The sequence below is a fragment of the Pseudomonas sp. R43(2017) genome (assembly GCF_002112345.1).
Taxonomy (GTDB): domain Bacteria; phylum Pseudomonadota; class Gammaproteobacteria; order Pseudomonadales; family Pseudomonadaceae; genus Aquipseudomonas; species Aquipseudomonas kribbensis.
This window is the reverse complement of sequence record NZ_NEHJ01000002.1, coordinates 483,166-507,024: the sequence shown is the minus strand read 5'-3', so window position 1 is coordinate 507,024 and position 23,859 is coordinate 483,166. Positions and strand designations below refer to the sequence as shown.

The 23,859-nt window shown below is 60.7% G+C and carries 23 protein-coding genes and 1 pseudogene; 10 read left to right on the top strand and 14 right to left on the bottom strand.

The window, feature by feature from the left end; genetic code table 11:
- Positions 1 to 137 precede the first annotated feature (137 nt).
- Complete coding sequence (locus CAG02_RS06925; RefSeq protein WP_085708865.1) at positions 138 to 995, top strand: SDR family oxidoreductase; 858 nt, start codon at positions 138 to 140, stop codon at positions 993 to 995.
- 138 nt (positions 996 to 1,133) lie between these two features.
- Here the strand turns inward: CAG02_RS06925 and CAG02_RS06920 are convergent, their stop codons facing one another.
- The 6 genes from CAG02_RS06920 to CAG02_RS06895 form a co-directional block, all read right to left on the bottom strand.
- A complete protein-coding gene (locus CAG02_RS06920) occupies positions 1,134 to 1,874 on the bottom strand; it encodes a hypothetical protein (RefSeq protein WP_085708866.1) in 741 nt (246 codons plus the stop codon).
- A 72-nt stretch (positions 1,875 to 1,946) separates the two neighbouring features.
- The gene (locus CAG02_RS06915) at positions 1,947 to 2,327 is read right to left on the bottom strand and encodes a RidA family protein (RefSeq protein ID WP_003229509.1); all 381 of its coding nucleotides are present in this window, start codon (positions 2,325 to 2,327) and stop codon (positions 1,947 to 1,949) included.
- A gap of 24 nt (positions 2,328 to 2,351) precedes the next feature.
- Positions 2,352 to 4,457: a bifunctional GTP diphosphokinase/guanosine-3',5'-bis pyrophosphate 3'-pyrophosphohydrolase gene (gene spoT, locus CAG02_RS06910; RefSeq protein WP_007954439.1), complete on the bottom strand. Its 2,106-nt coding sequence runs from the start codon at positions 4,455 to 4,457 to the stop codon at positions 2,352 to 2,354.
- A 57-nt stretch (positions 4,458 to 4,514) separates the two neighbouring features.
- Positions 4,515 to 4,778: a DNA-directed RNA polymerase subunit omega gene (rpoZ, locus tag CAG02_RS06905; protein ID WP_003229503.1), complete on the bottom strand. Its 264-nt coding sequence runs from the start codon at positions 4,776 to 4,778 to the stop codon at positions 4,515 to 4,517.
- Positions 4,779 to 4,946: 168 nt separating this feature from the next.
- Complete coding sequence (gmk, locus tag CAG02_RS06900) at positions 4,947 to 5,567, bottom strand: guanylate kinase (protein ID WP_085708867.1); 621 nt, start codon at positions 5,565 to 5,567, stop codon at positions 4,947 to 4,949.
- A gap of 10 nt (positions 5,568 to 5,577) precedes the next feature.
- Positions 5,578 to 6,441, bottom strand: coding sequence for a YicC/YloC family endoribonuclease (locus tag CAG02_RS06895; protein WP_007954440.1), 864 nt, complete (start codon positions 6,439 to 6,441; stop codon positions 5,578 to 5,580).
- A gap of 267 nt (positions 6,442 to 6,708) precedes the next feature.
- On the opposite strand from CAG02_RS06895, the gene rph reads away from it, so the two are divergent.
- From rph to gltS, 3 genes are all read left to right on the top strand, one after another.
- On the top strand, positions 6,709 to 7,431 hold the full coding sequence (rph, locus tag CAG02_RS06890) for a ribonuclease PH (RefSeq protein ID WP_085708868.1): 723 nt from the start codon (positions 6,709 to 6,711) through the stop codon (positions 7,429 to 7,431).
- A gap of 29 nt (positions 7,432 to 7,460) precedes the next feature.
- The gene (locus CAG02_RS06885) at positions 7,461 to 7,829 is read left to right on the top strand and encodes a DUF4870 domain-containing protein (RefSeq protein WP_085708869.1); all 369 of its coding nucleotides are present in this window, start codon (positions 7,461 to 7,463) and stop codon (positions 7,827 to 7,829) included.
- A 387-nt stretch (positions 7,830 to 8,216) separates the two neighbouring features.
- Positions 8,217 to 9,425, top strand: a complete 1,209-nt coding sequence (gene gltS / locus CAG02_RS06880) for a sodium/glutamate symporter (RefSeq protein ID WP_085708870.1) — start codon at positions 8,217 to 8,219, stop codon at positions 9,423 to 9,425.
- An 81-nt stretch (positions 9,426 to 9,506) separates the two neighbouring features.
- Here gltS and CAG02_RS06875 read toward each other — a convergent pair whose 3' ends face one another.
- A complete protein-coding gene (locus tag CAG02_RS06875; protein WP_007920349.1) occupies positions 9,507 to 10,286 on the bottom strand; it encodes an exodeoxyribonuclease III in 780 nt (259 codons plus the stop codon).
- Between the two features lie 82 nt (positions 10,287 to 10,368).
- Between CAG02_RS06875 and pyrE the strand changes: the two genes are divergently transcribed.
- On the top strand, positions 10,369 to 11,013 hold the full coding sequence (gene pyrE / locus CAG02_RS06870; RefSeq protein WP_042608114.1) for an orotate phosphoribosyltransferase: 645 nt from the start codon (positions 10,369 to 10,371) through the stop codon (positions 11,011 to 11,013).
- Positions 11,014 to 11,082: 69 nt separating this feature from the next.
- On the opposite strand, the gene argB is transcribed toward pyrE, so the two are convergent.
- From argB to coaBC, 4 genes and pseudogenes are all read right to left on the bottom strand, one after another.
- Positions 11,083 to 11,988 carry an acetylglutamate kinase gene (argB, locus tag CAG02_RS06865; protein WP_065258175.1) on the bottom strand — a complete coding sequence of 302 codons (906 nt, stop codon included), beginning with the start codon at positions 11,986 to 11,988 and terminating at the stop codon, positions 11,083 to 11,085.
- Between the two features lie 17 nt (positions 11,989 to 12,005).
- Positions 12,006 to 13,409: pseudogene (locus tag CAG02_RS06860) on the bottom strand (phosphomannomutase/phosphoglucomutase); the annotation flags it as partial.
- Positions 13,410 to 13,645: 236 nt separating this feature from the next.
- Positions 13,646 to 14,101: a dUTP diphosphatase gene (gene dut / locus CAG02_RS06850; RefSeq protein WP_085708872.1), complete on the bottom strand. Its 456-nt coding sequence runs from the start codon at positions 14,099 to 14,101 to the stop codon at positions 13,646 to 13,648.
- Between the two features lie 5 nt (positions 14,102 to 14,106).
- Complete coding sequence (gene coaBC / locus CAG02_RS06845; RefSeq protein WP_085708873.1) at positions 14,107 to 15,315, bottom strand: bifunctional phosphopantothenoylcysteine decarboxylase/phosphopantothenate--cysteine ligase CoaBC; 1,209 nt, start codon at positions 15,313 to 15,315, stop codon at positions 14,107 to 14,109.
- Between the two features lie 135 nt (positions 15,316 to 15,450).
- Between coaBC and radC the strand changes: the two genes are divergently transcribed.
- Complete coding sequence (radC, locus tag CAG02_RS06840) at positions 15,451 to 16,125, top strand: DNA repair protein RadC (RefSeq protein WP_085708874.1); 675 nt, start codon at positions 15,451 to 15,453, stop codon at positions 16,123 to 16,125.
- Positions 16,126 to 16,251: 126 nt separating this feature from the next.
- On the opposite strand, the gene CAG02_RS06835 is transcribed toward radC, so the two are convergent.
- Positions 16,252 to 17,838 (bottom strand): ABC transporter substrate-binding protein, encoded by a 1,587-nt coding sequence (locus CAG02_RS06835; protein WP_085708875.1) that lies wholly within the window; start codon positions 17,836 to 17,838, stop codon positions 16,252 to 16,254.
- 446 nt (positions 17,839 to 18,284) lie between these two features.
- On the opposite strand from CAG02_RS06835, the gene rpmB reads away from it, so the two are divergent.
- Together rpmB and rpmG are read left to right on the top strand one after the other, a co-directional pair.
- The gene (gene rpmB, locus CAG02_RS06830) at positions 18,285 to 18,518 is read left to right on the top strand and encodes a 50S ribosomal protein L28 (protein ID WP_003229474.1); all 234 of its coding nucleotides are present in this window, start codon (positions 18,285 to 18,287) and stop codon (positions 18,516 to 18,518) included.
- A gap of 11 nt (positions 18,519 to 18,529) precedes the next feature.
- Positions 18,530 to 18,685 (top strand): 50S ribosomal protein L33, encoded by a 156-nt coding sequence (rpmG, locus tag CAG02_RS06825; RefSeq protein WP_003177274.1) that lies wholly within the window; start codon positions 18,530 to 18,532, stop codon positions 18,683 to 18,685.
- A gap of 73 nt (positions 18,686 to 18,758) precedes the next feature.
- Here rpmG and CAG02_RS06820 read toward each other — a convergent pair whose 3' ends face one another.
- Positions 18,759 to 19,121, bottom strand: a complete 363-nt coding sequence (locus CAG02_RS06820; RefSeq protein ID WP_085708876.1) for a cupin domain-containing protein — start codon at positions 19,119 to 19,121, stop codon at positions 18,759 to 18,761.
- Positions 19,122 to 19,357: 236 nt separating this feature from the next.
- Between CAG02_RS06820 and CAG02_RS06815 the strand changes: the two genes are divergently transcribed.
- Together CAG02_RS06815 and CAG02_RS06810 are read left to right on the top strand one after the other, a co-directional pair.
- Positions 19,358 to 20,851: an aldehyde dehydrogenase gene (locus CAG02_RS06815; protein ID WP_085708877.1), complete on the top strand. Its 1,494-nt coding sequence runs from the start codon at positions 19,358 to 19,360 to the stop codon at positions 20,849 to 20,851.
- Positions 20,852 to 21,035: 184 nt separating this feature from the next.
- On the top strand, positions 21,036 to 22,181 hold the full coding sequence (locus CAG02_RS06810) for an MFS transporter (RefSeq protein WP_085708878.1): 1,146 nt from the start codon (positions 21,036 to 21,038) through the stop codon (positions 22,179 to 22,181).
- A gap of 19 nt (positions 22,182 to 22,200) precedes the next feature.
- Here the strand turns inward: CAG02_RS06810 and CAG02_RS06805 are convergent, their stop codons facing one another.
- The gene (locus CAG02_RS06805; protein WP_139831846.1) at positions 22,201 to 23,736 is read right to left on the bottom strand and encodes a phospholipase D family protein; all 1,536 of its coding nucleotides are present in this window, start codon (positions 23,734 to 23,736) and stop codon (positions 22,201 to 22,203) included.
- Between the last annotated feature and the right edge of the window lie 123 nt (positions 23,737 to 23,859).

The window sequence follows — 23,859 nt, the reverse complement described above, 5'->3', positions numbered from 1 at the left end:
GGCCGAGAACAAAAGTGACGTGCATTATTGCAAGTAATTCTTGTTAACAGAAGTAATAGAGTTGCTTTTTTTCCTTCATTGCTAGCCGCTCGTCCCCTGCCAGGGCTAGTCTGTCGCTTTCCGATGGGAGATTTTTGATGTCCGCGCCCTCTGTTTTGATCGCCGGTTGCGGTGATGTCGGCAGCCGTCTGGCCACGCAATTGCTGGCTGCCGGCTTTCAGGTGTATGGCCTGCGCCGCAATGTTTCACGTTTGCCGGAAGGTGTTATCGGTGTGGCCGGTGACTTGTTCAATGAAGACTGCCCCGAGACCTGGCCGGTCGGTGCCGTGGATTACCTGGTGTATTGCGCGGCCGCGACCGAGCACGACGAGGCCGGTTATCGCGCGGCTTATGTGCAGGGTTTGCAGCATGTGCTGGGCTGGCTGGACGATTACGGACAGGTGCCGGATCGGCTGCTGTTCGTTTCCAGCAGCAGTGTCTACGGGCAGCAGGACGGGGAATGGGTGGATGAAAAATCCGAGACCGTTGCCGCTGGTTATTCCGGTCGGGTGATGCTGGAGGCCGAGCAGGTTGCGCTCAACAGCGGCATTCCCGCTAGTATCGTGCGCCTGACCGGCATCTACGGCCCGGGCCGTGAATGGCTGCTGACCCAGGTGCGTCGTGGCTATCGCGTAGCGGTCGATCCGCCGCTGTATGGCAATCGCATCCATGCCGATGACGCGGCGGGCCTGATGGCGTTTCTGCTGGAGGCGGATCGCAAGGGTGTGGCGCTGGATGACGTCTACATCGGCGTGGACGATGCGCCGGCGCCGCTGGCCGAAGTCGTTGCCTGGTTGCGTGAGTATCTGGGTGTCACCGAATGGTCGGAAGACGAGAGCGTCCGTCGAACCGGCAGCAAGCGTTGCAGCAATGCCCGGGCGAAAGCGTTGGGTTGGGTGCCGACGTATCCGAGTTATCGCGAGGGGTATGCCGCGATTCTTGAGGGCAAGTGCTGATTTCCAGGCGCCACAAACCACTGTGGGAGCGAGCTTGCTCGCGATGGCGGCATAACAGTCAGCACAAATGTTGAATGCTATGGCCTCATCGCGAGCAAGCTCGCTCCCACATGGGATCTCTGTAGCTTCAGAGATGGGTTACTGCTTCTCGAGCAACCACTTGCGTTCGCCCGGGCTGAACTGCGGTTGTTCATCCGCCAGTGCCGTGTTCACGGCCTGCAAAATTTCCAGCTCCTTGCCCTTGCGAACGAAGATCCAGTTATTGCCCTGGCCGTTCTGTTGCAGCCACATGCTGTCGTTGCCGCTGCTCATCGAGGCGCAGTCGCCCGCCAGGCACAAGGCGTAGCGGTCGGCACCCGGCAGGCCGGAGACTTGTCCGTCAGCCTGGAATTGCACGGTGGCGCCTTCGCCCTGGCCGCTGGCGATGGTCCAGTTGCCGCCCAGGTAGGCCGAGTACAGCGCACGTTCGAAGCTGGCACCGATCGGTGCGCCTTCCGGCACCGGAATCTGCGCGCGATCGAAGAGCTGCTGAGGTTCGTTTTCGCTGGCAGCCTGATGCAACTGGCCGCCGTCGCGTTTCAGCTCGCTGCCGGAGCTGCCGTAGAAGTCGACTTTCCAGGCGCCGGACTGTTCGCCTTGCAGCCGTCCTTCGACGTTCTCGAAACCGTTGGTGAAACGGGCCTGGCCGGCCTTGGTGTTGATGTCCCATTCCAGGTTCGGGCCGTAGGCCTGAAGCGCTTCACGCAGGGGGCCGCCCTTGGCGGCGGCATCGATGGCTACCTGATTGATCCAGGTGCCGCTGACGTCACGGTCGGCAGGGTTGCTGGCGCAACCGCCGAGGAAAATGGCGAGCAGCGAGAGAGCAAGCGCTTTGCGCATGGTGGAATCCTTTCAAAACCTTTTCTTTACCGCAGAGCAGTCGGCGCGACCTGAAGGGCCGCGCCGTGCGCATTACTCGATGACCAGAATGGCATCCATCTCAACCTGCGAACCCTTTGGCAGGGCTGCAACGCCGATGGCGGCGCGGGCCGGATATGGCTGGTCGAAGTACTTGCCCATGATCTCGTTGACCTTGGCGAAGTGGCTCAGGTCGGTGAGGAAGATGTTCAGCTTGACGATGTCCTTGAACGAACCGCCGGCGGCTTCGGCCACGGCTTTCAGGTTCTCGAAGACCTGGACGGTCTGGGCTTCGAAGCCTTCGACCAGTTCCATGGTTTTCGGGTCCAGCGGGATCTGGCCCGACATGTAGACAGTGTTGCCAGCCTTGATCGCCTGGGAGTAAGTGCCGATGGCGGCCGGGGCCTTGTCGCTGGTGATAACGGTCTTGGTCATGTATGACTCCTTGTAATGGTGGGCTCAGGCACGCATGCGGGTGATGCGGATCACCCCGGTCAGTGCGCGCAGTTTCTTGATCACGCGGGCCAGGTGCACACGGTCGTGGACGCTGACCACCAACTGGACGACGCTGATGCGGCCATCGCGCTCGTCCATGCTGATTTTCTCGATATTGCCGTCGGCCGCGTTGACGCTGCTGGCCAGCAGGGCGATCAGGCCGCGCTGGTGTTCCAGCTCGACGCGCAGTTCGACGTTGAATTCGCCGGTGACATCCTTGGCCCACGAGAGCTGGATGCATTTTTCCGGGTTGTGGCGGATTTCGCTGATGTTGCGGCAGTTGTCCAGGTGCACGACCATGCCTTTGCCCGCCGACAGGTGCCCGACAATCGGGTCGCCCGGTATCGGCGTGCAGCATTTGGCGTAGCTGAGCACGAGACCTTCGGTGCCGCGAATCGCCAGCGGACCTTCCGGGCTTGGCAATTGTTCGCCTTCGCCGAGAAGGCGGCGTGCGACGACATAGGCCATGCGGTTGCCCAGGCCGATGTCTTCCAGCAAGTCTTCGATCAGTTCGAGGCGGTACTCGGTGAGCATCGCCTTCACGCGTTCGGCCGGAATCTGTTCCAGCGCGCTGTCGAAGCCGTTGAGCACCTTGTTCAGCAGGCGTTCGCCGAGGCTGATGGACTCGGAGCGGCGTTGCAGTTTCAGCGCATGGCGGATGTGGGTCCGCGCCTTGCCGGTGACCACGAAGTTGAGCCACGCCGGGTTCGGCCGTGCGCCGGGAGCGCTGACGATCTCGACCGTGGAGCCGCTTTGCAGCGGTTCGGACAGCGGTGCGAGACGACGGTTGATCCGGCAGGCGATGCAGCTGTTGCCGACGTCGGTGTGCACCGCGTAGGCAAAGTCGACCGCCGTGGAGCCTTTGGGCAGCTCCATGATCCGGCCTTTGGGCGTGAACACGTAGACCTCGTCCGGGAACAGGTCGATCTTCACGCTCTCGATGAATTCCAGCGAGTTGCCGGCACGTTGCTGCATTTCCAGCACGCCCTTGACCCACTGACGGGCCCGGGCATGGGTGCCTTTCGGCTGTTCGTCGCCGCTGGATTTGTACAGCCAGTGGGCGGCAATGCCGTTGTTGGCCATCTCTTCCATTTCGCGGGTACGGATCTGGATCTCGATCGGTACACCGTGCATGCCGAAAAGGGTGGTGTGCAGCGACTGATAGCCGTTGGCCTTGGGGATCGCGATGTAATCCTTGAAGCGACCCGGCAACGGTTTGTACAAATTATGTACAGCACCCAGCACGCGGTAGCAGGTATCGACCTTGTCGACGATGATCCGGAACGCGTAGACGTCCATGATCTCGTTGAAGGCCCGACGCTTGCCGCGCATTTTCTTGTAGATGCCGTAGAGGTGTTTCTGGCGACCGCTGACTTCACCCTGGATGCCGTCGATGGCGAGGCAATGGCCAAGGGATTCTTCGATCTTGTTGACGATTTCCTTGCGGTTGCCCCGGGCGCGTTTGACCGCCTGGTAGATCCGCGCGGAACGCATCGGGTGCATGGCCTTGAAGCCGAGGTCTTCGAACTCGATGCGGATCGCGTGCATGCCCAGGCGGTTGGCGATGGGCGCGTAGATCTCGAGGGTTTCCTTGGCGATGCGCCGGCGTTTTTCGCCGGACAGCACTTCCAGCGTGCGCATGTTGTGCAGGCGGTCGGCGAGCTTGACCAGGATCACGCGAATGTCGCGTGCCATGGCCATGGCCATTTTCTGGAAGTTTTCAGCCTGGGCTTCGGCCTTGGTCTCGAAGTTCATCTGGGTCAGTTTGCTGACCCCGTCGACCAGTTCGGCCACGGTTTCACCGAACTGCGCTTGCAGCGCTTCCTTGGCGATACCGGTGTCTTCGATCACGTCATGCAGCATCGCAGCCATCAGGCTCTGATGGTCCATGTGCATGTCGGCAAGAATATTGGCCACGGCAAGAGGATGCGTGACGTACGCCTCGCCACTGCGGCGGCGTTGGCCGTCGTGGGCTTGTTCGGCGTAGAAATACGCTCGGCGGACCAGGTTGACCTGGTCATTGCCGAGGTAGGTCGATAAGCGATCGGCGAGGGCGTCTATGCTCGGCATGATAACTCCTGCCGTAGGCTGTGATCCCGCGCCGTGCTACGTCGACCAGGCATAGGCTTAGACGGCCTCGTTGGACTCGTCCTCGAACGCAGCGAAGACCGGGTCTTCGTGGACGATTTCCTGCTCGGCGATGAACTCGTAGCTCATCAGGCCTTCAGCGATTTCACGCAGCGCAACTACGGTCGGTTTGTCGTTTTCCCACTGTACCAGGGGCTCTTTGCCGCCGGTGGCCAGTTGACGGGCACGCTTGGTAGAGAGCATGACCAGCTCAAAGCGGTTTTCCACGTGTTCTAGGCAGTCTTCAACGGTTACGCGGGCCATGGTATTCCTCGGAGCGAATGCAATATGCGCGCTGCCCGGTTGGGCGAGCGGACTCAACAGTTTAAAAAATCACCAGCGATTAGGGAAGCGCTGATTTTTTGACCAGACTCTTCAACGCGCTGCAAGCACCAATGTAAAGCCCTTGCAGCGGTTTTGGGAAGTGCTGTTTCAGCCCAGCAATTCAGCCAGCAATTTGCCGAAACGCACCTGTTGGCGTTTCTGTTGCAGCTGATTGGCGCGGAAAATCGCTTTCAGATCGTCCAGCGCGTGGGCGAAATCGTCGTTGATGATCAGGTAGTCGTACTCGACGTAGTGGCTCATCTCGCTGACGGCTTCGCGCATCCGGCCGGCAATGATTTCGTCGCTGTCCTGGCCACGGTTGGTCAGGCGCTGGTGCAGGGCCTGCAACGATGGCGGCAAGATGAAGATCGAGCGGGCCTGAGGCATCAGCTTGCGAACCTGCTCTGCGCCTTGCCAGTCGATTTCCAGAATCAGGTCGTGACCTTCGTCCAGGGTCTGCTGCAGGCGGCTTTGCGAGGTGCCGTAGAAGTTGCCGAAGACTTCGGCGCGTTCGAGGAAGTCGCCGTGCTCGCCCATCTTCACGAACTCTTCGCGGCTCACGAAGTGATAGTTCACGCCGTCCACTTCGCCCGGGCGCATGGCGCGGGTGGTGTGGGAAATCGAGACGCGGATTTCCGGGTTGGCGTCGGTCAGGGCCTTGACCAGACTGCTCTTGCCCGCGCCCGAAGGGGCGGAAATGATGTACAGGGTGCCGGTGCTGTGGGTCATGTCTGTTGCCTTACTCAATATTCTGCACTTGTTCGCGCATCTGCTCGATCAACACCTTGAGGTTGACCGCCGCCTGGGTGCTGCGCGGGTCGAAGGCCTTGGAGCCCAGTGTGTTGGCTTCGCGATTGAGCTCCTGCATCAGGAAGTCCAGGCGCCGGCCGGCGGCACCGCCGGATTTCAGCACCCGGCGAACTTCGATGATGTGGGTGCTCAGGCGATCCAGTTCTTCAGCCACGTCGCTCTTTTGCGCGAGCATGACCATTTCCTGTTCCAGGCGCTGCGGGTCCATCTCGGCCTTCATGTCGGCGAAGCGGTCGAGGACTTTCTGGCGTTGGGTGGCGAGCATCTGCGGAACCAGTTCGCGCAGGGTCACCACGTCTTCCTCGATGGAGGTCAGGCGATCGTTGATCAGGCGTGCCAGCTCCGCGCCTTCGCGCTCGCGGCCGGCCTTGAGGTCTTTCAGGCCTTGATTGAACAGGGCCAGCGCTTCGGCGTTCAAGGCCTGCGGGTCGGTGGCGTCGGCGACCAGTACGCCAGGCCAGGCCAGCACTTCCAGCGGGTTCAGCGCCGCCGGGTTCTTGATCAGGCCGGCGACGGTCTCGGCAGCGGCGACCAGTTGTGCAGCGCGCTCGCGGTCCACTTGCAGTGGCTTGCCGGTGCTTTCCTCGGTGAAGCGCAGGGTGCATTCCAGTTTGCCGCGCGACAGGCCCTGGCGCAGGGCTTCGCGGACGGCGCCTTCGAGGTCGCGAAACGATTCCGGCAGGCGCAGGTGGGGTTCCAGGTAGCGGCTGTTGACCGAGCGCAGTTCCCAGCTCAGGGTGCCCTGAACGCCGGCTTTCTCGACGCGGGCGAAGGCGGTCATGCTGTGCACCATGGGGTGACCTCGCGATACAGATCGGCGCGAATTGAAGCTTCGCAGCTCGATATCAATGAATTTAAGCCGACTGGCAGCAAAGGCGCAGGATTGTAGCGCAGTGCGGCAGATGCGCCCAAACACACGGTGTGACAAAGGGCTGCAGGCCGTCGGCGAAGCGCGTTTCAGGGCCCTGGATCGACGGCCGGAATTTTTAGGCAGTGCCCAGGCACGGTGCGCAGCTCTATAATGCTCCGCAGTTTTCCGTCCCCAGTACAGGTATCTCCTATGAAACGTCCAAGTGGTCGCGCTGCCGATCAGCTCCGCTCGATCCGCATTACCCGCAACTACACCAAGCACGCCGAAGGGTCGGTACTGGTCGAATTCGGTGATACCAAAGTCATCTGCACCGTCAGCGTCGAGAACGGCGTACCGCGTTTCCTCAAAGGTCAGGGCCAGGGCTGGCTGACCGCCGAGTACGGCATGCTGCCGCGCGCCACCGGCGAGCGTAACCAGCGTGAAGCGAGCCGTGGCAAGCAGGGCGGCCGCACCCTGGAAATCCAGCGCCTGATCGGCCGTTCCCTGCGCGCCGCGCTGGACATGTCCAAGCTGGGCGACGTTACCCTGTACGTCGACTGCGACGTGATCCAGGCCGATGGCGGTACCCGTACCGCATCGATCACCGGTGCCATGGTTGCGCTGGTCGATGCACTGAAAGTGATCAAGAAGCGCGGCGGCCTGAAGGGCGGCGACCCGCTCAAGCAAATGATCGGTGCCGTTTCCGTGGGCATGTACCAGGGCGAGCCGGTGCTGGATCTGGACTATCTTGAAGACTCGGCTGCCGAGACAGACCTGAACGTGGTGATGACCAGCACCGGCGGTTTCATCGAAGTGCAGGGCACCGCCGAAGGCGCGCCGTTCCAGCCTGAAGAGCTGACCGCGATGCTGGAACTGGCCAAAAAAGGCATGAACGAGATCTTCGAACTGCAAACGGCTGCACTGGCCGACTGAGCAGGTTCGTAACCCGCAAGGAGGACGCGATGAGTGATGAGCAAGAGTTGCTGCCCAAGCCGAGCCATGAGGTTCGCCAGTGGGCAATGTTTTGTCACTTGTCCGCCTTGCTGGGGATCTGGGTTCCGTTCGGCACGTTGATCGGGCCACTGATCCTGTGGCAGATGAAGCGCGAGACGGATCCGTTTATCGATGCCCAGGGCAAGGAAGCGCTGAATTTTCAGATCACCGTGGCGATTGCTTCGATGATCTGTTTCCTGCTGATGGTGCTGATCATCGGATTCGTGCTGTTCGGTCTGCTCGCCATTGGCGCACTGGTGTTGACGATCATCGGTGGCGTAAAGGCCAATGAAGGTTTTCCGTACCGTTATCCGTTTACCTGGCGCTTGATCAAGTAGCCTTCAGCCGAAATGTGTATGTTGGAATAATTAATTCTGCATGTTTAAAGGCCCTGACTTGTCAGGGCTTTTTTTCAACTAAATAAACCTTCATTGCTCGTAGGAATAGTCTGCATGCGATGAGTGGCAGAGCAGACTTTATATATTCATCGGCCTTACATTTTTAGTCACAACTGTAATGCCTTGATGCGGCCAAAGGTCATTGGCAGCATGACTTTGCGCTTGTTAAGGTTGTCGCACGTCATATTCCTTCAGAAATATTTCGATATATTCAGGCCATCGAAGGCTCTTGAATTTCAGTGTTTCCAGTGTTGAAACAGTCAGCCGATTCGTGAGGCGTATCCAGGGAAAAGTTCGCCTCCGACTATATAGCCAAGAATAATCCAGATGATTCAGCTCGATTTTTACGGCACGCTCGTGGCCGCTTCCCTTGTACTTCTGCTGGGGCGTGGTCTTGTTACCCGTGTTGGTGTACTGCGCAATTTCAATATTCCCGAACCTGTCGCGGGCGGCCTGTTGGTTGCCTTGGGGCTTCTGGTATTGCGTGCGCTCGACATAGAAGTCCGGTTCGATACCTCATTGCAGGCGCCGCTGATGCTGGCGTTTTTTGCCACTATCGGTCTGAGTGCAGACTTCGCAAGCCTGAAGAAGGGCGGTCGCGTAGTGGGGGTGTTTTTACTGGCGGTCACCGGCCTCCTGATCCTGCAGAACGCCATGGGCATCGGACTGGCCACAATGCTGGGGCTCGACCCGCTGATGGGGCTGTTGACTGGCTCCATCACGTTGGCCGGTGGTCACGGAACCGGCGCCGCGTGGGGAACGGTATTCAGCGAGAAATACGGTCTGGCTTCAGCCTCCGAGCTGGCAATCGCCTCGGCGACATTCGGTCTGGTGCTGGGTGGTCTGATCGGTGGTCCGGTTGCCCGCCTGCTGATCAAGCGTGTCGAGGTGCCGGGTTGCCATGCGCAGGAGGCGCCGCGTCTGCCAAAGGGTTTTGAGCAGCCGAACAAGGAGCGCTCGATCACGCCATTCTCGTTCATCGAAACCCTGGCACTGATCGCGGTCAGCCTGCTGGTCGGCACTCTGTTGAACGGGCTGCTGCATGGCACGGCATTCGAGCTGCCGACATTCGTCTGTGTCTTGTTCGTGGGCGTCGTGCTGCGCAACGGCCTCTCGGCGTTTGGCCTGTATCAGGTCTTCGAGCGTGAAGTCTCGGTGCTGGGCAACGTCAGCCTGTCGCTGTTTCTGGCGATTGCGCTGATGTCTCTCAAACTGTGGGATCTGGCAGCGCTGGCGTTGCCGATCTTCATCATTCTGGCGGTACAGACACTGGTCATGGCGCTGTTCGCGATATTCGTGACGTTCAGGGTGATGGGGCGCAACTACGATGCGGCGGTGCTGGCGGCCGGCCATTGCGGTTTCGGCCTCGGTGCGACGCCGACCGCCATCGCCAACATGCAAGCGGTGACGCAGCGTTACGGGCCTTCGCAGATCGCGTTTCTGGTCGTGCCGATGGTGGGCGCATTCTTCATCGATATCATCAATGTCATCGTGATCAAGCTGTACCTGGCGCTGCCGTTCTTCGCTGCTGTCTAAAGCACGTTCCAGCCTGAGACTGACCCATAAAAAATGCCCGTATCCTGCGATACGGGCATTTTTTCTACTGCGAAACGACGCTTAGATGGTCAGCGTCCAGTCGTAGTCGACGATCAGTGGCGCGTGTTGCGAGAACCGAGGCTGACGCGGCAGGCGTGCGCTGCGCACGAAGCGCCGCAGGCCCGGAGTCAGGATCTGGTAGTCGAAGCGCCAGCCCAGATTCAGCATCTCGGCCTGTTCGTTGTCCGGCCACCAGCTGTACTGGTCGCCTTCGCGGCTGACTTCGCGCAGGGCGTCGACATAGCCCATGTTGCCGACAATCTCGTCCATCCAGGCGCGTTCCGGCGCCAGGAAACCCGGGGATTGCTGGCTGTCGCGCCAGTTCTTGATGTCGAGCTTCTGCTGCGCGACGTACAGCGAGCCACAATAAATGTACTCGCGACGTTTGCGCCGCTGTTTGTCCAGGTACTTGCCGAAGTCGTCCATGAGCTTGAACTTCTGGTTCAAGTCCTCATCGCCGTTCATCCCCGAAGGAAGCAGCAAGGTGGCAATACTGACTTTGTCGAAATCTGCTTGCAGGTAGCGCCCGTAGCGGTCGGCCGTCTCGAAACCGAGACCGCTGATGACAGCCTTCGGTTGCAACCGCGAATACAAAGCCACGCCGCCTTGGGCAGGGACTTCAGCATCGCAGGCATAAAGGAAGTAGCCGTCCAGTTGGAAGGCTGGGTCATCCAGTTCAAAGGCGGAGGCACGGGTGTCCTGCAGGCAGATGACGTCGGCATTCTGAGCTTGCAGCCAACTGAGCAAACCGCGCTCGACTGCAGCCTGAATACCATTGACGTTCACACTGATGATCCGCATAAATGGCCCCAAAAATCGCGTGCGTGTATGATACACGGCGTCAAGCTAATTAGCTAAATCCGTGGTATTTGGGGTTTTTTTCATGCAAGCGTATCAGCGCGATTTCATTCGTTTTGCCATCGATCGCGGCGTTTTGCGCTTCGGTGAGTTCACCCTGAAGTCCGGACGTACCAGTCCTTACTTCTTCAACGCCGGCCTGTTCAACTCGGGTTCGGCCCTGGCGCAGCTGGGTCGTTTCTATGCCGCAGCCATCGCCGAGAGCGGAATTCCGTTCGACGTGCTGTTCGGCCCGGCCTACAAAGGCATTCCGTTGGCGGCAACCACCGCCGTGGCGCTGGCCGAGCACCACGACCGTGATTTGCCATGGTGCTTCAACCGCAAGGAAGCCAAGGCCCACGGCGAAGGCGGCAGCCTGGTCGGCGCACCGCTGACCGGTGAAGTGCTGATCATCGACGACGTGATCACCGCCGGCACCGCGATCCGTGAAGTGATGCAGATCATCGCTTCCCAGGACGGCGCCAAGGCCGCTGGCGTGCTGATCGCCCTGAACCGTCAGGAGCGCGGTAACGGCGAGCTGTCGGCGATTCAGGAAGTCGAGCGTGATTTCGGCATTCCGGTCATCAGCATCGTGTCGCTGAACCAGGTGCTGGAATTCCTGGCAGACGACCCGCAGCTCAAGCAGCACCTGCCAGCCGTTGAAGCCTATCGCGCCCAGTTCGGCGTCTGATCGCTTCTTCAGGCAAAAAAAGACCCCGCTCGGTCAGGCTGAGCGGGGTCTTTTTATTTGTGCGATCGCTTACGGACGCTTGCGATTGCTGATCAGCGTACCCACACCGGTATCGGTGAAGATTTCCAGCAGGATCGCGTTCGGTACACGACCGTCGATGATCAGCGAGCTGCCCACGCCGCCCTGAACTGCTTCCAGTGCGCAGCGGATCTTCGGCAGCATGCCGCCGTAGATGGTGCCGTCGGCGATCAGGTCGTCGACCTGCTGGGTGCTCAGGCCGGTCAGGACCTTGCCTGACTTGTCCATCAGGCCGGCGATGTTGGTCAGCAGCATCAGCTTCTCGGCTTTCAGCGCTTCGGCGACTTTACCGGCCACCAGGTCGGCGTTGATGTTGTACGACTCGCCGTTCTCACCCACGCCAATCGGCGCGATCACCGGGATGAAGTTGCCTTTGACCAGCAGGTTCAGCAGTTCGGTGTTGATCCCGACCACTTCGCCTACCTGGCCGATGTCGATGATTTCCGGCTGGGTCATCTCCGGGGTCTGGCGGGTGACGGTGAGTTTCTTCGCACGAATCAGCCCGGCGTCTTTGCCGGTCAGGCCGATGGCGCTGCCGCCGTGGCGGTTGATCAGGTTGACGATGCTTTTGTTGACCTGACCGCCGAGGACCATTTCCACCACGTCCATGGTCGCCGCGTCGGTCACGCGCATGCCGTCGACGAAGTGGCTTTCGATCGACAGACGCTTGAGCAGATCACCGATCTGCGGGCCGCCACCGTGAACCACGACCGGGTTGATGCCGACGGCTTTCATCAAGACGATGTCGCGGGCGAAGCCGGTTTTCAGCTCCTCGCTTTCCATCGCGTTGCCGCCGTATTTGATCACCAGGGTCTTGCCGACATAACGTCGGATGTAAGGCAACGCTTCGGACAGGACCTTGGCGGTTTGGGCGGCGGCTTCGCGTTCGAGGGTCATTCAGGGCTCCGGGTGAATCAGAACGGTAGTTGGAGATCAGGTGCAACGCGTTTCAACTGGGCATGGAACACAGCCTTGATGCGCTGCAATTCAGCCTCGTCATCGGCCTCGAAGCGCAGCACCAGCACCGGTGTGGTGTTGGAGGCGCGCACCAGGCCCCAGCCTTTGGCGTAATCGACCCGCACGCCGTCAATGGTGGTCAGGTTGGCGCCTGGACCCCACTGCGCATCGTGCAGTGCATCAATGATGCTGAATTTGCTCTCTTCGGTCACATGGATATTGATTTCCGGCGTGGAAATATCGTTCGGGAAGGTCGCGAACAGCGTTTCCGCGTCGGATTTTTCCTTGCTGAGGATTTCCAGCAGCCGTGCGGCGCTGTAAATGCCGTCGTCGAAACCGAACCAGCGTTCCTTGAAGAAGATGTGTCCGCTCATTTCACCGGCCAGCAGTGCGCCGGACTGTTTCATTTTCTTTTTGATCAACGAGTGACCGGTCTTCCACATTAGCGACTGGCCGCCGTATTCCTTGATCAACGGAATCAGGCGACGGGTGCATTTGACGTCGAAGATGATTTCCGCGCCCGGGTTGCGTGCCAGCACGTCGCGGGCAAACAGCATCAACAGGCGATCCGGGAACACGATGGTGCCGGTGTTGGTCACCACGCCGACGCGGTCGCCGTCGCCGTCGAAGGCCAGGCCGATGTCGGCCTTGGTTTCCTTGACCTTGGCGATCAGGTCGACAAGGTTTTCAGGCTTGCCCGGGTCCGGGTGGTGGTTCGGGAAGTTGCCGTCGACTTCGCAGAACAGCGGGATGACTTCGCAGTTCAGCGCTTCGATCAGTTGCGGGGCGATCACGCCGGCCGCGCCGTTGCCGCAGTCGACCACGACTTTCAGGCGCCGGGCCAGTTTGATGTCCTGGACGATTTCGGTGGTGTAGCGGTCGAGGATCTCGACCTGGGTCACGCTGCCCTTGCCGCTGCTCAGGTTGCCTGTCTTGAGGCGCTCGTGCAGGGCCTGGATCTGTTCGTTGGCGAGGGTGTCGCCGGCGATCACGATCTTGAAGCCATTGTAGTTCGACGGGTTGTGGCTGCCGGTGAGCATCACGCCGGATTTGCCGGCCAGCACGTTGGCGGCGTAGTACAGCGCAGGCGTCGGCACCAGGCCGACATCGCTGACGTGGCAGCCACTATCGGCGATGCCGCGGATCAGCTCGGCAACCAGTTCCGGACCGGACAGGCGGCCGTCACGGCCGACGGACACGTTCGGTTCACCCTGGGCCAGGCTCTGGGAGCCGATGGCGCGGCCGATCCAGTAGGCGGTTTCGGCATTGAGGAATTCCGGCACGGTGCCGCGAATGTCATAGGCGCGGAAGATGCTGTCGGGAAGCTTCGGGGCGACTTGGGCGGGGGTGCTCATCTGCGGAAATGCTCCATCTCGAAAGTGGCGGGACACACCGACGAATCATCTCGGCGGCAGGCTCAAACTGAAGGGTATGACGGCGGTTTTCACAGAGAGTTCGTGGTGTGAAAGGGCCATGACGCCTTGTCCGGCGTGGCTTTGGCCTGCCAATGCCTTGATTTTCGGCGCTAAACCTTGCAGATGACATTTTGAATTTCGTGGCAAGCAACACGCACTCGCCACGACAGGTTTTTAGCCGATTACTTGGTGCCGGAGTGGCCGAAACCGCCAGCGCCGCGCTCGGTTTCGACGAACTCTTCAACCATTTCGAAGTGCGCCTGCATTACGGGAACAAGCACCAATTGAGCGATGCGAGAACCCACCTCCAGGGTGAAAGGCGTTGTGCCACGGTTCCAGCAGGAAACCATCAGCTCGCCCTGGTAGTCGGAGTCGATCAGGCCGACGCTGTTGCCGAGTACGATACCGTGTTTGTGACCCAGTCCTGAGCGAGGCAGGATCAGCGCCGCCAGGCCAGGATCGCCGATGCAGATCGCCAGACCAGTCGGGATCAGCAGAGTTTGACCCGGCTCCAGGGTTACGTCCTGCTGGAGCATTGCTCGCAGGTCCAGGGCGGCGGAGCCCGGTGTGGCGTATTGCGGCAGCGGAAATTCGGTACCGATGCGTGGGTCGAGGATCTTGGCTTGCAAAGCGTGCATGTAAATTAAACCTGGTTCAGACGTTCGGCGATAAAAGTGACCAGTTGGCGAGCAATCTTGCTCTTGCTGGTCTGGGCGAAAACCGTGGCGTGCAGCCCACGGTCGATGACGCTGCAGGCGTTTTCTTCGCTGTTGAAACCGATGCTCGGGTTGGCGACGTCGTTGGCGACGATCAGATCGAGATTCTTGTCCTTCAGCTTGCGTGCAGCGTAGTCGAGCAGGTGTTCGGTCTCGGCGGCAAAACCGACACTGAACGGACGGTCGGGACGGGTCGCGATGGTGGCCAGGATGTCCGGGTTGCGCACCATTTGCAGGACGAAGCCGTCACCGCTCGTAGGGTCTTTCTTCAATTTTTGCGGGGCGACGACTTCAGGACGGTAGTCCGCGACTGCCGCCGAGGCGATGAAGATGTCGCAAGGGATCGCGGCTTCGCAGGCAGCGAGCATGTCGCGGGCGCTGACCACATCGATACGCGTGACGCGATCCGGCGTCGGCAAATGCACCGGGCCGCTGATCAGCGTGACGCGGGCGCCGGCTTCCACCGCCGCTTCAGCCAGGGCGAAGCCCATTTTGCCGGAGCTGTGGTTGGTGATGTAGCGCACCGGGTCGATGTTTTCCTGGGTCGGACCGGCGGTGATCACCACGTGCTTGCCGGTCAGCGCCTGACGCTGGAAGCAGTCCGCCGCGAGCTGGGCCAGGTCGGTGGCTTCCATCATGCGGCCCATGCCGACGTCGCCGCAGGCCTGGCTGCCGGAGGCCGGGCCGAAGGTCTTCAGGCCGCGGCTTTCAAGGAGTTGCAGGTTGGCCTGGGTCGCCGGGTCGCGCCACATGGCCTGGTTCATGGCTGGAGCGACAGCGACGATGGCGTCGGTGGCCAGCACCAGGGTGGTCAGCAGGTCGTTGGCGATGCCCTGGGCCAGACGGGCCAGCAGGTCGGCGGTGGCCGGGGCGATCAGCACCAGATCGGCCCATTTGGCCAGTTCGATGTGGCCCATTGCGGCTTCGGCGGCCGGGTCGAGCAGATCCAGGTGAACCGGGTGGCCGGACAGGGCCTGCATGGTCAGCGGGGTGATGAATTCGCTGCCGCCACGGGTCATGACCACGCGCACTTCGGCGCCCTGATCGATCAGGCGGCGCACAAGGTCGGCGCTCTTGTAGGCAGCGATACCGCCGCCGACGCCCAGAACGATGCGTTTCCGATACAGCCGCTGCATAGGTCTGCCTTTCATTTCGTTGGTGACATGCGTGGCGAAACCCCCTCCCCAGGGTGAATTCGCCCGCAAAAAAGATGGGCTACGATATCACAGCGACCGCTACGGAACAGCGGCGCCCACAGACAAGGAATGTGTATGAGTATTCGCGATTGGCCGGCGGCGGAAAGGCCGCGGGAGAAACTGTTGGAACAGGGCTCGGGAAGTCTTTCCGATGCCGAATTGCTGGCGATTTTTCTACGCACCGGCGTATCCGGTAAAAGCGCGGTGGATCTGGCGCGACACTTGCTGAGTCAGTTCGGCAGCCTGCGTGCATTGCTGGAGGCCGATCTCGGCGCGTTCAGCGAGCAATTGGGCCTGGGGCCGGCGAAGTTTGCCCAGCTGCAGGCTGTGCTGGAGATGGGGCGGCGACATCTGGCCGAGCGCATGCGGCAGAAAACGGCGCTGGAGAATCCACAGGTGGTTCGTGATTACCTCAAAGCCATGTTGCGCCACGAGCCGCACGAGGTGTTCGGCTGCCTGTTTCTGGACTCCAAACATCAGGTGCTGACCTTTGAGACGCTGTTTCGCGGCTCGATCGACAACACGGCGGTGCATCCCCGGGAAGTGGTGAAGCGCTCGCTGGCCAATAACGCGGCGGCCGTGATCCTGTGCCATAACCATCCGTCGGGTAACACCGATCCCAGTCAGGCTGATCGATTATTGACCAAGCGATTGCAGAAGGCTTTGGAGTTCATCGATGTGCGGGTGCTCGATCACTTCATTGTCGGTGATGGCGAGCCGTTGTCGATGGCGGAGTGTGGCTGGATGTGAAGGTGATGCAGTATCCCTGTGGGAGCGAGCTTGCTCGCGATAGCGGTGTGTCAGCCGCCTCATCCGGTAATTGACAGACTGCATTCGCGAGCAAGCTCGCTCCCACAGGTTTTGGGTTGTTGCGGGCTACTTCAGGGTGACCCTGGAGTAATCCTGCCGCCCGAACGGGCTCACCGAGTAACCCTGCACGTCTTTACGCGTCAGGGCGTAGGCGGTCGGATGCGCCAGCGGCAACCACAGCGCCTGCTGCTGAATCTGCGCCTGCGCCTGTTCGTAGAGCTTGGTGCGCACACCTTGCTCGCTGGTGGTCTTGCCGGCGCTGATCAGCTTGTCCAGATCGGCATTGCAGTAGCGGGCGAAGTTGGTGCCGGACTTCACCGCCGCGCAGGAAAACTGCGGTGTGAGGAAGTTGTCCGGGTCGCCGTTGTCACCGGCCCAGCCCATGAACAGCAGGTCATGCTCGCCAGCCTTGGCACGACGGATCAGTTCGCCCCATTCGATCACGCGGATTTCTGCCTGGATGCCGATTTCCGCCAGATCCGATTGCAGCAGTTGTGCGCCGAGGCTCGGGTTCGGGTTGAGCAGGCTGCCGGACGGACGCGTCCAGATGGTGGTCTGGAAACCGTCCTTCAATCCGGCTTTGGCCAGCAAAGCCTTGGCTTTTGCCACGTCGTGCGGGTAACCCGGCAGATTCTTCGCGTAGCTCCAGGTATTTGGCGGGTACGGGCCGTTGGCGGGTTCGGCGGTGTCTTCGAAAACGGCCTTGAGGTAGTTGGCCTTGTCGAAGGCGAGGTTGATCGCCTGGCGCACTTCCGGCTTGTCCAATGGTGGATGCTGGCTGTTGATGCCAACGAATGCGGTCATGAACGCGTCAGTCTTTTCGACTTTCAGCGTCGGTTCTTCCTTCGCTGCCTGTACGTCCAATGGTTTTGGCGACAGGGCAATCTGGCACTCGTTACGCCGCAGCTTTTGCAGGCGTACGTTGGCGTCCGGGGTGATGGCGAATATCAGCGGATCCACCGCAGGCTTGCCGCCGAAGTAGTCCGGGTTGGCCTTGTAGCGGATCGAGGCGTCTTTCTGGAACCGGGTGAACACGAACGGTCCGGTGCCGATGGGCTGGCTGTTGAGCTTGTCGGTCGCGTTGGCCTTCAGCAGCTTGTCGGCGTATTCGGCAGAATAGATTGAGGCGAAACCCATGCTCAGGGTCGCCAGGAATGTCGAGTCCGGATGATCGAGGGTGAAGCGCACGGTCAGCGGGTCGAGGGCGTCGATCTTCTTGATCAGGCTCGGCAACTGCATCGACTGGGCGTGCGGGAAGCCGCTCTGGGCAACCTTGTGCCACGGGTTGGCCGGGTCGAGCATGCGGTCGAAGCTGAACTTGACGTCTTCGGCGGTCAGCTCACGGGTCGGCTTGAAGTAATCGGTGCTGTGGAACTTCACCTGCGGGCGCAGTTTGAATATATAAGTCAGGCCGTCGGTGCTGACTTCCCAGCTGTCGGCCAGGCTCGGGACCACTTTGCCGCTGGCGGTGTCGAAGTCCACCAGACGGTTCATCAGCACATCGGCCGAGGCGTTAGTGGTGGTCAGCGAGTTGTACTGCACCACGTCGAACCCTTCAGGGCTGGCCTCGGTGCACACGCTCAGGGCGGCGGCATGGGCCAGGGGGCTCAGCAAGAGCGGGGCGAGCAGCAGGGGGAGGGCAGCGAGGCGCATGGTCGGCTTCCTTTACAGATCGAAGGCCCATCTGCAAGTGCAGTCTGGAAAAGGCCTACCCTAGTGGTCGCGATTGCAAATGACTATCCCCTTTTTGCATTTTCAGGGTCTGAAGGCTGAGGATTTGTCGGAAGTGGCGGCAGGAAAAGTCCCGAATGCGGGTATGATCGTTTTTCTTCGACGAATGGTAAAAATTGCCGCCAGCCTTTGCCCAAGCCGCTTGCGGGCAGGAAAAGCGGCTTTTTAGCCATTCATTGCACACGGAAAGTTGTTGCTCCGTGGTCTTTCTGGTATAAAGCAGCGCTCTTTTCTAGGGGCCCGGTTCCTTCGCTTGTAGGTGTAGCCGGTAAGACCTCTAAAGAATCGCGGCGCCTGGCGCCACAATGACTAGAGATTAAGCGGCCAACCCATGCCGGGTTGGGCATGTGGTTTTAGAGGGCTGAGGCATGTCTAGAGTATGTCAAGTTACCGGTAAGGGTCCGGTAACCGGGAATAACATTTCCCACGCAAACAACAAAACCCGTCGTCGTTTCCTGCCGAACCTGCAGCATCACCGCTTCTGGGTTGAAGAAGAGAAACGTTTCGTACGCCTGCGCGTTTCCGCCAAAGGCATGCGTATCATCGACAAGCGTGGCATCAGCGTTGTGCTGGCCGAGCTGCGTCGCGACGGCAAGATTTAAGGGAGCTAATCATGCGTGAATTGATTCGTTTGATTTCGAGCGCCGGTACTGGTCACTTCTACACTACCGACAAGAACAAGCGTACTACCCCGGACAAAATCGAGATCAAGAAATATGATCCGGTTGTTCGCAAGCACGTGATCTACAAGGAAGGCAAAATCAAGTAATTGATTTTTCCCGACTTACGAAAAAGGCCCGTATCTCACGATACGGGCCTTTTTTGTTGCCTGGCGAAAGGCCTCAGGCCTTCTGTTCGAAGATCACGTAGACCTTGCGGCATGCCTCCAGCACTTCCCAGGTGCCACGGAAACCGGCCGGAATCACGAAGCGGTCGCCGACACGCAGAGTCTTGGCATTGCCTTCGCCGTCACGCAGCACCGAAACGCCCTGGAGGATTTCGCAGTATTCGTGCTCGGTGTAATTCACCGTCCACTGACCCACTGCACCTTCCCACACGCCGACGCCCATTTGCCCGCAAGGGCTGTCGTATTGATTGAACACCGCCTGCTCGGGATCGCCTTTCAATACTTTGGCCGGGTCCGGGCGGTAGCGCTCGGCCTGGTCCATGGTCAGGCTGATGTCGACGACGTTCTGGATGTTCATTGTTGTTTTCTCCTGTGATGACGGCGCGGTGGCTTGAAAGGGCCAAAGTCTATGTTGATTAAATTGAACGCCGCAAGGCGATATGGAAGCCTTATGTCAAATATATTGAAACAACCCCGGCCGCTGGTTTAGGGTGGCGGGTGCCTTGGGCCGAAAACAGGCTGGCCGGGCAGAATTCCTGAGGACGCCGGCGAAGATCGCGCGGCGCTCGTATTCAACAAGAGGAGGACACTCGAATGACCACCCTGACTCGTGCCGACTGGGAACAACGCGCCCGCGACCTGAAGATCGAAGGCCGCGCCTACCTCAATGGCGAGTACACCGATGCCGTCTCCGGCGAGACCTTCGAGTGCATCAGCCCGGTCGATGGCCGTCTGCTGGGCAAGATTGCCAGCTGTGACGCCGCCGACGCCCAGCGCGCCGTGGAAAACGCCCGCGCCACCTTCAATTCCGGTGTCTGGTCGCGCCTGGCGCCGACCAAACGCAAAGCCACCATGATCCGTTTCGCCGGCCTGCTCAAGCAGCACGCCGAAGAGCTGGCCCTGCTCGAAACCCTCGACATGGGCAAGCCGATCAGCGATTCGCTGTACATCGACGTGCCGGGTGCCGCCCAAGCCCTGAGCTGGAGCGGTGAGGCGATCGACAAGATCTACGACGAAGTCGCCGCCACTCCGCACGACCAACTGGGTCTGGTAACCCGCGAGCCAGTGGGCGTGGTGGGTGCCATCGTGCCGTGGAACTTCCCGCTGATGATGGCCTGCTGGAAGCTCGGCCCGGCCCTGTCGACCGGTAACTCGGTGATCCTCAAACCGTCGGAAAAATCCCCGCTGACCGCCATCCGCATCGCTGAACTGGCGGTCGAGGCCGGCATTCCGAAAGGCGTGCTGAACGTGCTGCCGGGCTACGGCCACACCGTCGGCAAGGCGCTCGCGCTGCACAACGACGTCGACACCCTGGTGTTCACCGGTTCGACCAAGATCGCCAAGCAACTGATGATCTATTCCGGCGAATCGAACATGAAACGTGTGTGGCTGGAGGCCGGCGGCAAGAGCCCGAACATCGTGTTTGCCGATGCTCCGGATCTGCAAGCTGCCGCCGAATCCGCCGCCAGCGCCATCGCCTTCAACCAGGGCGAAGTCTGCACCGCCGGTTCGCGTCTGCTGGTCGAGCGTTCGATCAAGGACAAATTCCTGCCGATGGTGATCGAGGCGCTTAAAGCCTGGAAGCCAGGCAACCCGCTGGACCCGGCCACCAACGTCGGTGCGCTGGTCGATACCCAGCAAATGAACACCGTACTGTCCTACATCGAGTCGGGCCACACCGACGGCGCCAAACTGGTGGCCGGCGGCAAGCGCATCCTTCAGGAAACCGGTGGCACCTACGTCGAGCCGACGATTTTCGACGGCGTGAGCAATGCGATGAAGATTGCCCAGGAAGAGATCTTCGGCCCGGTGCTGTCGGTCATTGCCTTCGATACCGCCGAGGAAGCGATCAACATCGCCAACGACACGCCTTACGGCCTGGCGGCAGCGGTCTGGACCCAGGACATCTCCAAGGCGCACCTGACCGCCAAGGCACTGCGTGCCGGCAGCGTGTGGGTCAACCAGTACGACGGCGGCGACATGACCGCACCGTTCGGCGGCTTCAAGCAGTCGGGCAACGGCCGTGACAAGTCGCTGCACGCTTTCGACAAATACACCGAGCTGAAGGCGACCTGGATCAAGCTGTAACCCGTTGAGGGGGCCTGCTTCGGCGGGCTCCCGAACGATACAAAGATCCCTGTGGGAGCGAGCTTGCTCGCGATAGCGGTGTATCCGTCAGCACATCTGCTGAAGGTGAAACCGTTTTCGCGAGCAAGCCCGCTCCCACAGTGTTTTGTGGTGCACATAAAAATTATCCACAGGAGCGTGGACCATGCGTTGGGCGACGTATTTCGCCGTATTGGCGTCTGTCTTGAGTGTTGGACTGGCCCTTGGCGTCAGCATGCCTCTGGTGTCGTTGCGTCTTGAGGGCTGGGGTTACGGTTCGTTCGCCATCGGCGTGATGGCGGCGATGCCGGCCATTGGCGTGTTGCTGGGGGCGAAGGTTTCCAGTCATCTGGCGGCGCGCTTCGGCACAGCGAACCTGATGCGCCTGTGCCTGTGGGGCGGGGCATTGTCCATCGGCCTGCTGGCACTGCTGCCGAATTATCCGATCTGGCTGGTGCTGCGGCTGATGATCGGGGTGATCCTGACCATTGTGTTCATCCTCGGCGAGAGCTGGATCAATCAACTGGTGGTCGAGCAGTGGCGCGGGCGATTGGTGGCGCTGTATGGCAGCAGTTATGCGCTCAGCCAACTGTCCGGTCCGTTGCTGCTGGGCGCACTTGGCACCGAGCATGATTACGGCTTCTGGGTAGGTGTCGGCCTTTTGATCGCTGCGCCACTTCTGTTGCTGGGTCGCAGCGGTGCACCGAGTAGCGAGGCCAGCAGCGTGACCTTCGGCGATCTGTGGGGGTTCAGTCGCGAATTGCCGGCAATTGCCTGGGCGGTGTCGTTGTTCGCCGCGTTCGAGGCGATGATCCTGACCCTGTTGCCGGTGTACTGCCTGCAACAGGGCTTCACGGCGGAAATCGCGCTGGCGATGGTCAGCACCGTGGTGGTGGGCGACGCGCTGCTGCAATTGCCCATCGGTGCGCTGGCCGACTACCTGTCGCGGCGGACCTTGTTCGCCGGCTGCGCTGTGGTGCTGATGTTGTCGAGTCTGGCGATCCCGATGCTGATCGACACCCTGCTGATCTGGCCTCTGTGGGTGCTGTTCGGTGCCAGTGCCGGTGGCTTGTTCACCCTGTCGCTGATCCTGATCGGCGAGCGCTATCGTGACGACGCGCTGGTGCGGGCCAACGCGCATGTCGCGCAGCTGTGGGGCGTCGGTTGCCTGATTGGCCCGTTGGCGGCGGGGGCGGGCAGCCAATGGATCAGCGGGCACGCGTTGCCTTGGTTCATGGCGGCCGGGGCGTTCGGGCTGGTGATTCTGCTGTCGCGGCAAGGGGCGTTCGGCAAGGTGCCGGAGCCTGCCTGATGTTCGCTGGGGCGGACGGCTACAGCATCCGCTCCAGTCCCACCGTGGTGCTGAACCACGCATTGAAGCGCCGCCACCAGCTGCCGGGTTCCTTGGTCAACGTGTGCATCTGGCCGTTGTCCTCGGTGACCCAGACGATTTTTCCATCCTGAAGTTTTGCTTCATAGCTCAGCGCTGGCGCCATGCCCTGCAAGGCCAGTTCCCGAACGCGGGCAGCCAGTTCGGGACTGTCCACCAGCACCCCGACTTCGGTGTTCCACAGCACCGAGCGCGGGTCGAAATTGAACGAGCCGATGAACGCTTTTTTCCCGTCGAAGATCATCGCCTTGCTGTGCAGGCTGGAGTCCGAGCCGCGAAACGACTTGCTGTAAAACAGATGCGGGCCGCTGCCGAAGTTATCCCCGGGCTGGCGCCGCAGTTCATACAACTTCACGCCATGTTCCAGCAGTGCCTTGCGATACGGCGCATAACCTCCGTGTACCGCTGGCACATCGGTGGCTTCCAGCGAGTTGGTCAGCAGACTCACCGATACGCCCGCATCGGCACGGCCAGTCAGGTAAACCAGCCCGGGCTGTCCCGGCACGAAGTAAGCCGAAATCATCATCAGCTCCTTGGTGACGCCCCGCAACTCCGGTGCCAGTTGCGTGGTCAGCAGCAGTTGCGGATCCGGCTCGCCGTCCGCCAGCACCTTGCTCGGTGCATCCCACAACGCCTGGTTCCACGCCCAGATCAGCTCCCGGCGCCAGATGTCCATGCGTGGGTGAGTGGTGAAGGTCATCAACTGCTGGTAGAGCGCGTGATTCTGCTTGCGGGTTTCTTCAAGGGATTCCTCCAGGCGCGTGCGGGTGTTCTGCAGGTCTTTGGCCGAGGGTTTGCTGGAGAGGAACTCGTCGATCGGCTTGCTCAGGGCGCTGTTCCAGTACTGATCGAAGCTGTGCCCGAGCTGTTCGGCGACCGGCCCGACGCTGAGCATGTCGATGTCGGTGAAGTTCAGGTTGGGCTCGGCATCGAAATACTCGTCACCCAGATTGCGCCCGCCAACGATGGCGGCGCTGTTGTCCGCCAGCCACAGTTTGTTGTGCATCCGCCGGTGTTGCTGCGACAGGTTGAACAGCCGGCCGGCGGCACGGGTCACGCCGGTGCTGCGGCCCAGGTGCAGTGGATTGAACAGGCGGATCTGGATATTCGGATGCGCCGCCAGCGTGGCGATGATCAGGTCGAGGCCGTCGCTGGTGGTGTCGTCCAGCAGGATGCGCACCCGCACGCCACGGTCGGCAGCCTTCAACACTTCTTCCACCAGCATCCGCGTACTGATGCCGTCGTGGACGATGTAGTACTGCAAATCGAGGCTGCTCCGGGCGTTGCGGATCAACTCGGCGCGGGCCGTGAAGGCTTCGGTGCTGTTGGACAGCAGGCGAAAGCCGGACTGGCCCTTGTACGGTGCGGCCTGGGCCTGGATCGAGCGACCGAATGCCGATCCATTGGCCGGCAGGGTCTGGCTGGGCTCTCTTGGAACATCAAGCGAGGCGCACCCGGCGAGCAACAGGACGAACATCAGTGCAAATGGCAGGAAATGTCTGGTGCTCAAGTCGGATCGTTCCGGGTGTGGGCGAGGTCAGGAGTATGGCATGACGTTCTCACTATCTGGTCACGGGGAAAGGTAGGACTTCGTCACTTA